This window comes from Pseudomonas sp., assembly GCF_041601375.1.
Lineage (GTDB): Bacteria > Pseudomonadota > Gammaproteobacteria > Pseudomonadales > Pseudomonadaceae > Aquipseudomonas.
On record NZ_JBFIIG010000200.1, the window covers coordinates 1 to 7,135 of the forward strand.

Below are 7,135 nucleotides of genomic sequence, written 5' to 3' on the forward strand. Positions count from 1 at the left end.
CTGGTACAAGACCGAGAGCCAGAAGGACCCGCAGCTGCTGATCATGCGCGAGGAAGACGTGCTGGCCCGCGATGCCAAGGAGATCACCGCTGCGCAGTACCCGGACAGCCTGCACCTGGGCGAACTGACCCTGCCGCTGAGCTACCACTTCGAGCCCAACCACCCGCGCGACGGCGTCACCCTGCGCGTGCCGGCGCCGCTGCTGCCGCAACTGCCGGCCGAGCGCCTGCAATGGCTGGTGCCCGGCCTGCTGGAAGCCAAGTGCATCGCCCTGGTGCGCAACCTGCCCAAGGCGCTGCGCAAGAACTTCGTGCCGGTACCGGATTTCGTCGGCGCCGCCTTGAGCAAGCTCAGCGTCGGCCAGGGCAGCCTGCCCGCCGCCCTGGGTCGCGAACTGCAGCGCATGACCGGGGTGCGGGTGACCGACGAGGCCTGGACCGAGGCCGAAGCGCAGCTCGACGACCACCTGAAGATGAACCTGGAGGTGGTCGACAGCCACGGCAAGGTCCTAGGCGAGGGCCGCGACCTGGCCGAACTGTGCGCGCGCTTCAGTGAGGCCAGCCAGGCCGCGCTGGCCTTGCCGCAGACCGAGAAGAGCCAACGGTCGGTCGAGGCCAAGGCCTTCGTCGCCGTGGCCGAAAAAACCCAGCAGCAGATCGCCGGCCTGTCGCTGACGGTCTACCCGGCGCTGGTGGAGGAGGCCGGAGTGGTCAAGGAGGGCCGCTTCCCGACCCAGGCCGAGGCCGAATTCCAGCACCGCCGCGCCCTGCAGCGCCTGCTCCTGCAACAGCTGGCCGAGCAAGCCAAGTTCCTCCGCGGCAAGCTGCCGGGGCTGACCGAACTGGGCCTGCTGCATCGCGAGCTGGGCCGGGTCGAGGCGCTGGTCGAGGACATCCTCCTGGCCAGTCTGGACAGCTGCATTCTCGACGGCGAAGCCACGTTGCCCCGCGACGGCGCCGCCCTCGCGGCCCTGGCCGAACGCAAACGCGGCGACTGGACCGCTCACGCCGAGCGCCTGGCCAGGCTGACTTTGGAGATCCTCAAGCTCTGGCACGGCCTGCAGAAGCGTTTCAAGGGCAAGATCGACCTGGCCCAGGCCATCGCCCTCAACGACATCAAGCAGCAGCTGGGCAACCTGGTCTACTTAGGCTTCGTCCGCGAAACCCCGGGCGAATGGCTCAAGGAGCTGCCGCGTTACCTGAAAGCCATCGAACAGCGCCTGGACAAGATCGGTGCCCAGCTGCAGCGCGACCGGGTCTGGAGCGGCGAGCTGGCCGGCTACTGGGAACAGTACCAGGCGCGCCTGGGCAAGCACCGCCAGGAAGGCAAGCGCGACCCGCAGCTCACCCTGTATCGCTGGATGCTCGAGGAATACCGGGTGTCGCTGTTCGCCCAGCAGCTCGGCACCAAGCTGGCGGTCTCGGACAAGCGCCTGAGCAAGCAATGGAGCCAGGTCGAGGGCTGAACGGTCATGGCGTAGGGTGCGCCGTGCGCACCGAGGCGTTCTCCGCGATCGCACGCTGGTGCGCACGGCCTAGGCGGCTCCGCGCGCCCTACGGCTCGTGGTCAATCTGCACGTTCGCAATAAGCGCGACCCATGGCCGCCAAGCCTGCGGGCTCAACCCTGGGATGAGCGAAGCGATACCCATCGGACCATTCACGACTCTCGCCCGGGCGTCGCTTTGCGCTGGCCGATACCCGGCGGGCGGCGCCTGATCGGTTGCGACTTGACGATCGCCGTGCTGGTCTGCGCCTTGTCGGCGATGCGGTCGAGGATATGGTCGAGCTGGTCGATCGAGCGCACATGCAAGCGCACCACGAAGCAGTCGTCGCCGGTGACCTTGTCGCATTCGCAGAATTCGGCGGTATCCTCGATCAGCTTCTGCACCACATGCAGCATGCCCTGCAGCGGTTTGACCCGGACGATGGCCTGCAACTGGTAGCCGAGCGCCTTGGGGTCGATCTCGATGGTGAAGCCGCGAATCACCCCGCGTTCTTCGAGGCGGCGCACTCGCTCCGCAACGCTGGGCGACGACAGGCCGACCCGGCGGGCCAGTTCCTTCAGGGAAATCCGCGAGTCCTCAAGCAGCGCTTCGAGGATGTTCTGGTCGATCTCGTCGATCATTTTTCGTTTCTCATGAAATCCGTCCGTATTGCTTAGATAATTAGGTTTATCTAGCTATATGCCTTTTTCAAACCATGTAAATAGGCGCCGCCACATAATATTTTAGCCTCTGACCACTGGCGGAGGTGCAGCATGAACGGCAGAACACGCGGCACGCTCGAGATGAGCGCGGCAATGATGATTTCTGGAACCATCGGCGGCTTCGTCGTGCTTTCCGGCCAGCCGGTGATGGACGTGGTGTTCTGGCGCTGCGTGATCGGCGCGCCGGTGCTCTTGGCCGTATGCGCCGCACTGGGCATGCTGCGCGGCATCCTCACACCGCGCCTGCTGGCGTTCGCCGCGCTGGGCGGGGTGGCCATCGTGCTCAACTGGCTGCTGCTGTTCGCCGCCTATTCGCGCGCCTCGATCGCCATCGCCACGGCGGTGTACAACACCCAGCCGTTCATTCTGGTGGGGTTCGGTGCGCTGTTCTTCGCCGAGCGGCTGACCCTGACCAAGCTCATGTGGCTCGGCCTGGCTTTCATCGGCATGCTGCTGATCGTTCAGGCCAAGCCCAGTGCGGGTTACGTCGGCAGCGACCACCTGGGCGGCATCCTCCTGGCCCTGGGCGCGGCCTTCTTCTATGCGCTGGCGGCGATCATCGCCAAGAAACTCGACGGCACGCCGCCGCACCTGATCGCCTTGATCCAGGTCTGCGTCGGCACCCTGATGCTGGCGCCCTTCGCCAACCTGGCACAACTGCCCAGCGATATGGCCACCTGGGGAACGCTGCTGACCCTCGGCGTGGTGCATACCGGCCTGGTGTACATCCTGTTGTACGGTGCGATCCAGAAACTGCCGACCCACCTGACCGGGGCGCTGTCCTTCATCTACCCGATCGTCGCTATCCTGGTCGACTATCTGGCCTTCGACCATCGCCTGCATGCGATCCAGCTGGTCGGCATCGCCGCCATCCTGCTCGCCGCCGCCGGCATGACGCTGGGTTGGTCGCAGGGAAAGAAGGCCGAGGTGCAAGCGCAGGCCGAGCAAACGGGCGAGTGAGCGGCGGGGAACGCGAGCTGTCGGCTCTTTGTTGGAGCGGCGGGGACGCCCAGTCGGGGACGCCCAGTTCCATGGCGCGTTCCATTCGCAGCGTAGCGACAACCCGCCAGCTTGGCGCCGCGTCGCTGATGATTGATCCCGCGTAAGCTGTGGCGGGCCGCGTAGGTTTGAGCGAAGCGATACCCATCGGCCGTCGATCAGCGAGTCCCTTCCGGCTAGCGCCCGAACAACCGATCAATCATCGTCATCGCACTTGACTTCCTTCTTGAACTCGTCGTGCTTGGCCTCGATCTTGACCTTGCAGCCACCGTCCCAGAACTCGTCCTTCCACTCGCCCCGCGGCCAACTGGCGCCGTGGCCGTGCGGGCATTTGATCTCTTCCTTGTATTCGTCGCCCTTGGACTCGATCTCGACCTTGCATGGGCCGTCCCAGTACTCCTCCTCCCATTCGTCATCCTCGTAGCGATGGTCGGCCGCCGCCGGGTTCAGCCAGCCGGAAGCCATTGCGCACAGCAGCCACAGGCCCAGCATGGGCTTCACGCTCATCTCACCACCTCCGCACTAGAAGACACCGGCTGGGCGTTGCGCTTGATCGCCGTTCGATCGAAGCCGCCTGCCTACCTGGCTATACGACAACGCGTGGGGCCGCTTTATCCGCGCCGCGAGCCGAAATCGGCGGAGACCGAAGGGGGGCTGCCGATCGCCCAGGCAACGCGGTCCCCGATCCCGTCAGGAGACCGAGTGGAGGTGCTGTGCAGAGGGGTGTTTGGCATGGATGCCAACCGGCTTGTCGCGGGTTGCACCCGCCCTACCAGCGGCAAGGCGGAGCTTGATGGTTTGTATGATGGGTAACGCGGGTTCAGCCGCGCTGGGGAATGGCCAGGCCGCGGATTACCGCCGGGCGCGAGAGGAAGGCGTCCAGGGTGCGGGTGACCTGGGGGAAGCGCTCGATTTGCACCAGCTCGCCGGCCTCGTAGAAACCGAGCAGGTTGCGTACCCAGGGCAAGATGGCGATGTCGGCGATGCTGTAGGCGTCACCCATGATCCAGCGACGGCCGTCCAGGCGCTGCTCGAGCACGCCGAGCAGGCGGCTGGACTCCTCGACGTAGCGGTCGCGCGGGCGCTTGTCTTCGTAGTCCTTGCCGGCGAATTTATGGAAGAAGCCGACCTGGCCGAACATCGGGCCGATGCCGCCCATCTGGAACATCAGCCACTGGATGGTTTCGTAGCGGCCGGCGGCGTCCTCGGGGATCAGCTGGCCGGTCTTCTCCGCCAGGTACAGCAGGATCGCGCCGGACTCGAACAGCGCCAGCGGCTGGCCGTCCGGGCCGTTGGGGTCGAGGATGGCGGGGATCTTGTTGTTCGGGTTGAGCGAGAGGAACTCCGGCGACAGCTGCTCGTTGTCGGCGAAGCTGACCAGGTGCGGTTCGTAGGCCAGGCCGGTTTCCTCCAGCATGATCGACACCTTGACTCCGTTGGGCGTCGGCAGCGAATAGAGTTGCAGACGCTCGGGGTGCTGGGCGGGCCATTTGCGGGTGATGGGGTAGGCGGAGAGGTCGGTCATAGGGTTTCCAATCATCGGGCGGTGGGAACAGCCCGGACCAGGCGCTGGGCGGTGCGGGTCGGGCATTGTTGCGGCGGCCTGCGGGCGCCGGCAGCCAGTGTGCCGCTCGGGGTGTTGAGGGCGGGTCGCTGCAGCGGACGCTGGTGCTGGGCCTTGCCGGAGGAATAAGACCACTATCGGCCCCTGCGCGAAAATCGATAGTCGTACTAGTTGGCATCAATCTGGTTGATGGCCGGGGTGCCATGGTTCCCTGCGTCAGCGCGAGCCGGTATGGTTCAGCCCCATCGACCACCGTTAACGGAGAACCCCGATGAGCCTGCACGGCGATTACGACCCGCAGAACATCTTTGCCCAGATCATTCGCGGCGAGGCCCCCTGCTACAAACTGTACGAGGACGACGACGTGCTCGCCTTCCTCGACCTGTTTCCGCAGTCCTACGGCCATACCCTGGTGATCCCCAAGCGCGCGGCGGCGCGCAATATCCTGGATATCGATGCGGACGAGTTGTGCAAGCTGATGCGGGTGACCCAGCGGCTGACCCGGCTGCTGGTGGACGAACTGCAGCCGGAGGGTGTGCAGGTGGCGCAATTCAACGGCAGCCCGGCCGGGCAGACCGTGTTCCACATCCACATGCACATAGTCCCGCGCTTCGCCGGCCAGGGCCTGGGCGTTCACGCCAGCAGCAAGGCCGACCCGGGTGAACTGGAACAGCTGCAGGCACGGCTGGTGCAGCGCCTTCACGGCTGAAGGCCGCACGACGATCTGCTGCCGCTGTCGCTTCGCTCCTTACGGGGCGAAGCACCGGTGGCGCCAACACCTGGAGAAGGCCTCGCGACGGCGCTCGATATGTTCACAACCTCTGCGCGCATCAGTCCGGCCGCCACAGCTGCAGGTAGCTGGCCTCATGACTGGTATCCAGCTCGATGCTGATGGTCTCGCTCTGGCGCAATACCTCGGTGGTGACCAGTAGCGGCCGGGCGACGAAGCCGCTGGGCGGCTCGCCGGAGAAGGCGCGGTTCAATTCGTCGATCACTTGCCAGCCGTGCGCACCGAGCGGTTCGGCAATGGTGGCGATCTGCTGGGACAGCCCGGAATGGATCCGCGCCAGCGCTCTGGCCGAGCCGTCGCCGGCCGACACATGGCGGATATCCTGGCGCCCGAGTCGCGCCAGGGGCACATGGATATGGTCGAAATACACGTCATTGATCGCCAGGCTGTGGGTCCAGGCCGAACCAAAGCGCTGCTGCAGGTGCGTGACCCGGCCGGCGATTTCCTCGGAAACCCTGGCGATCGGCAGGTCCTCGATACTCAGCACCCGACAATTGGGGCACTCGCGGATGCGCTGGGCCATGCGCTCGGCCTTGGTTGTGGCAATGGCGAACTGGCTGTCGGTGAAGATCACCACGCCGCCCGCGCCATCGCCGATGATGAGTTCCGCGGCCAGGTCCGCGACCACCAGCGGGTCGGTGGTGACATTGCTGAACAGCCACTCGCTCGGCCCCGGCGTATCCCCGGCGTGCCAGCCGACCAGGGCTATCTTGCGTTGCTGGAACAGCGCCGGCAGTTCCCCCAGCGTCCTTGGGCCGAAACCACCCAGCACCACGCCGTCCGGCGCCTGCTGCAACGCCTGCTCGGCGATACGCCGCCACTCGGCAGCATCGCCATGCCCATCCAGCGCCTGTACCCGCCAGCCGATCAGCCTGGCCGCCCGCTCGACGCTGCGATACACCGCGACCACCCCGCCGTTGCGGAAGTCGGAGGCGAGGAACAGCACCCGCTTGCCCGCCAGCGCCGCCGGCCCCTCCTTGGGGCCTGTCCAGTCGGCATGACTGGCGGTGATCAGCAGGCCGAGCAGGCCGGCGATCAGCAGACGCAGTACGGCAGCCGTCTTCATGGCAGTCCTCCCTCCGCCCGGACTCCGCGCAACCGCCGCGCCCGTAGCAGGATCATTGATGGCCCTATGCCATAGAGCATAGCGGCTGGCGCCGGACTGCAGCGGCGCGGGGTCAGGTGGTCGTGCCGGAGCAGGGCGGCAATACCCAGGGGCTAGGCAGCGAGGTCGCTAGCGCACGGCCCCTGTCCGGTTGGCTGCACCGCATGTTCGGCCGCGAGTCGCCAGAGTCGCCGTTCGGTGTTAGTTCCGCGGCTCATAGTATTTCGCAAAAACTCCAGAGCTTTCAGCAAGAAGCTGTCATGGCTATGCCACTAAATTCCACTACCCACTGTCACTTGGGTGTGTTTGCCATGCGCGGGTAGTCATGCCGCGCATCTGAGCTGGCCCCATAGAAGCAGTTCTTACAACAACAGTCTCCATAAGAGGATGGGCGTGATGTTTAAAGCCAGTCACGTCTTGCAGGACGAGTTCCTTAACCGGATCTCTGCCGCCAAGGCCGCCGATTTTTTC

The 7,135-nt window shown here is 65.5% G+C and carries 8 protein-coding genes; 3 read left to right on the top strand and 5 right to left on the bottom strand.

Annotated elements, in window-relative coordinates; genetic code table 11:
- On the top strand, window positions 1-1,465 hold a 1,465-nt coding region (locus ABZE94_RS18810; protein WP_372877354.1), incomplete at its 5' end, for a DUF3418 domain-containing protein.
- Window positions 1,466-1,657: 192 nt separating this feature from the next.
- Here ABZE94_RS18810 and ABZE94_RS18815 read toward each other — a convergent pair.
- Window positions 1,658-2,125 carry an Lrp/AsnC family transcriptional regulator gene (locus tag ABZE94_RS18815; protein WP_372877356.1) on the bottom strand — a complete coding sequence of 156 codons (468 nt, stop codon included), beginning with the start codon at window positions 2,123-2,125 and terminating at the stop codon, window positions 1,658-1,660.
- A gap of 132 nt (window positions 2,126-2,257) precedes the next feature.
- Between ABZE94_RS18815 and ABZE94_RS18820 the strand changes: the two genes are divergently transcribed.
- The gene (locus ABZE94_RS18820; RefSeq protein ID WP_372877358.1) at window positions 2,258-3,166 is read left to right on the top strand and encodes a DMT family transporter; all 909 of its coding nucleotides are present in this window, start codon (window positions 2,258-2,260) and stop codon (window positions 3,164-3,166) included.
- Between the two features lie 234 nt (window positions 3,167-3,400).
- On the opposite strand, the gene ABZE94_RS18825 is transcribed toward ABZE94_RS18820, so the two are convergent.
- Both ABZE94_RS18825 and ABZE94_RS18830 read right to left on the bottom strand, forming a co-directional pair.
- Window positions 3,401-3,712: a hypothetical protein gene (locus ABZE94_RS18825; protein WP_372877360.1), complete on the bottom strand. Its 312-nt coding sequence runs from the start codon at window positions 3,710-3,712 to the stop codon at window positions 3,401-3,403.
- 313 nt (window positions 3,713-4,025) lie between these two features.
- A complete protein-coding gene (locus ABZE94_RS18830) occupies window positions 4,026-4,730 on the bottom strand; it encodes a glutathione S-transferase N-terminal domain-containing protein (protein WP_372877362.1) in 705 nt (234 codons plus the stop codon).
- Window positions 4,731-5,040: 310 nt separating this feature from the next.
- Between ABZE94_RS18830 and ABZE94_RS18835 the strand changes: the two genes are divergently transcribed.
- On the top strand, window positions 5,041-5,478 hold the full coding sequence (locus ABZE94_RS18835; protein WP_372877364.1) for an HIT family protein: 438 nt from the start codon (window positions 5,041-5,043) through the stop codon (window positions 5,476-5,478).
- Window positions 5,479-5,599: 121 nt separating this feature from the next.
- On the opposite strand, the gene ABZE94_RS18840 is transcribed toward ABZE94_RS18835, so the two are convergent.
- A complete protein-coding gene (locus tag ABZE94_RS18840) occupies window positions 5,600-6,625 on the bottom strand; it encodes a substrate-binding domain-containing protein (RefSeq protein WP_372877366.1) in 1,026 nt (341 codons plus the stop codon).
- Between the two features lie 321 nt (window positions 6,626-6,946).
- Window positions 6,947-7,135: hypothetical protein (locus tag ABZE94_RS18845; RefSeq protein WP_372877368.1), on the bottom strand; the 189-nt coding region annotated here is incomplete at its 5' end.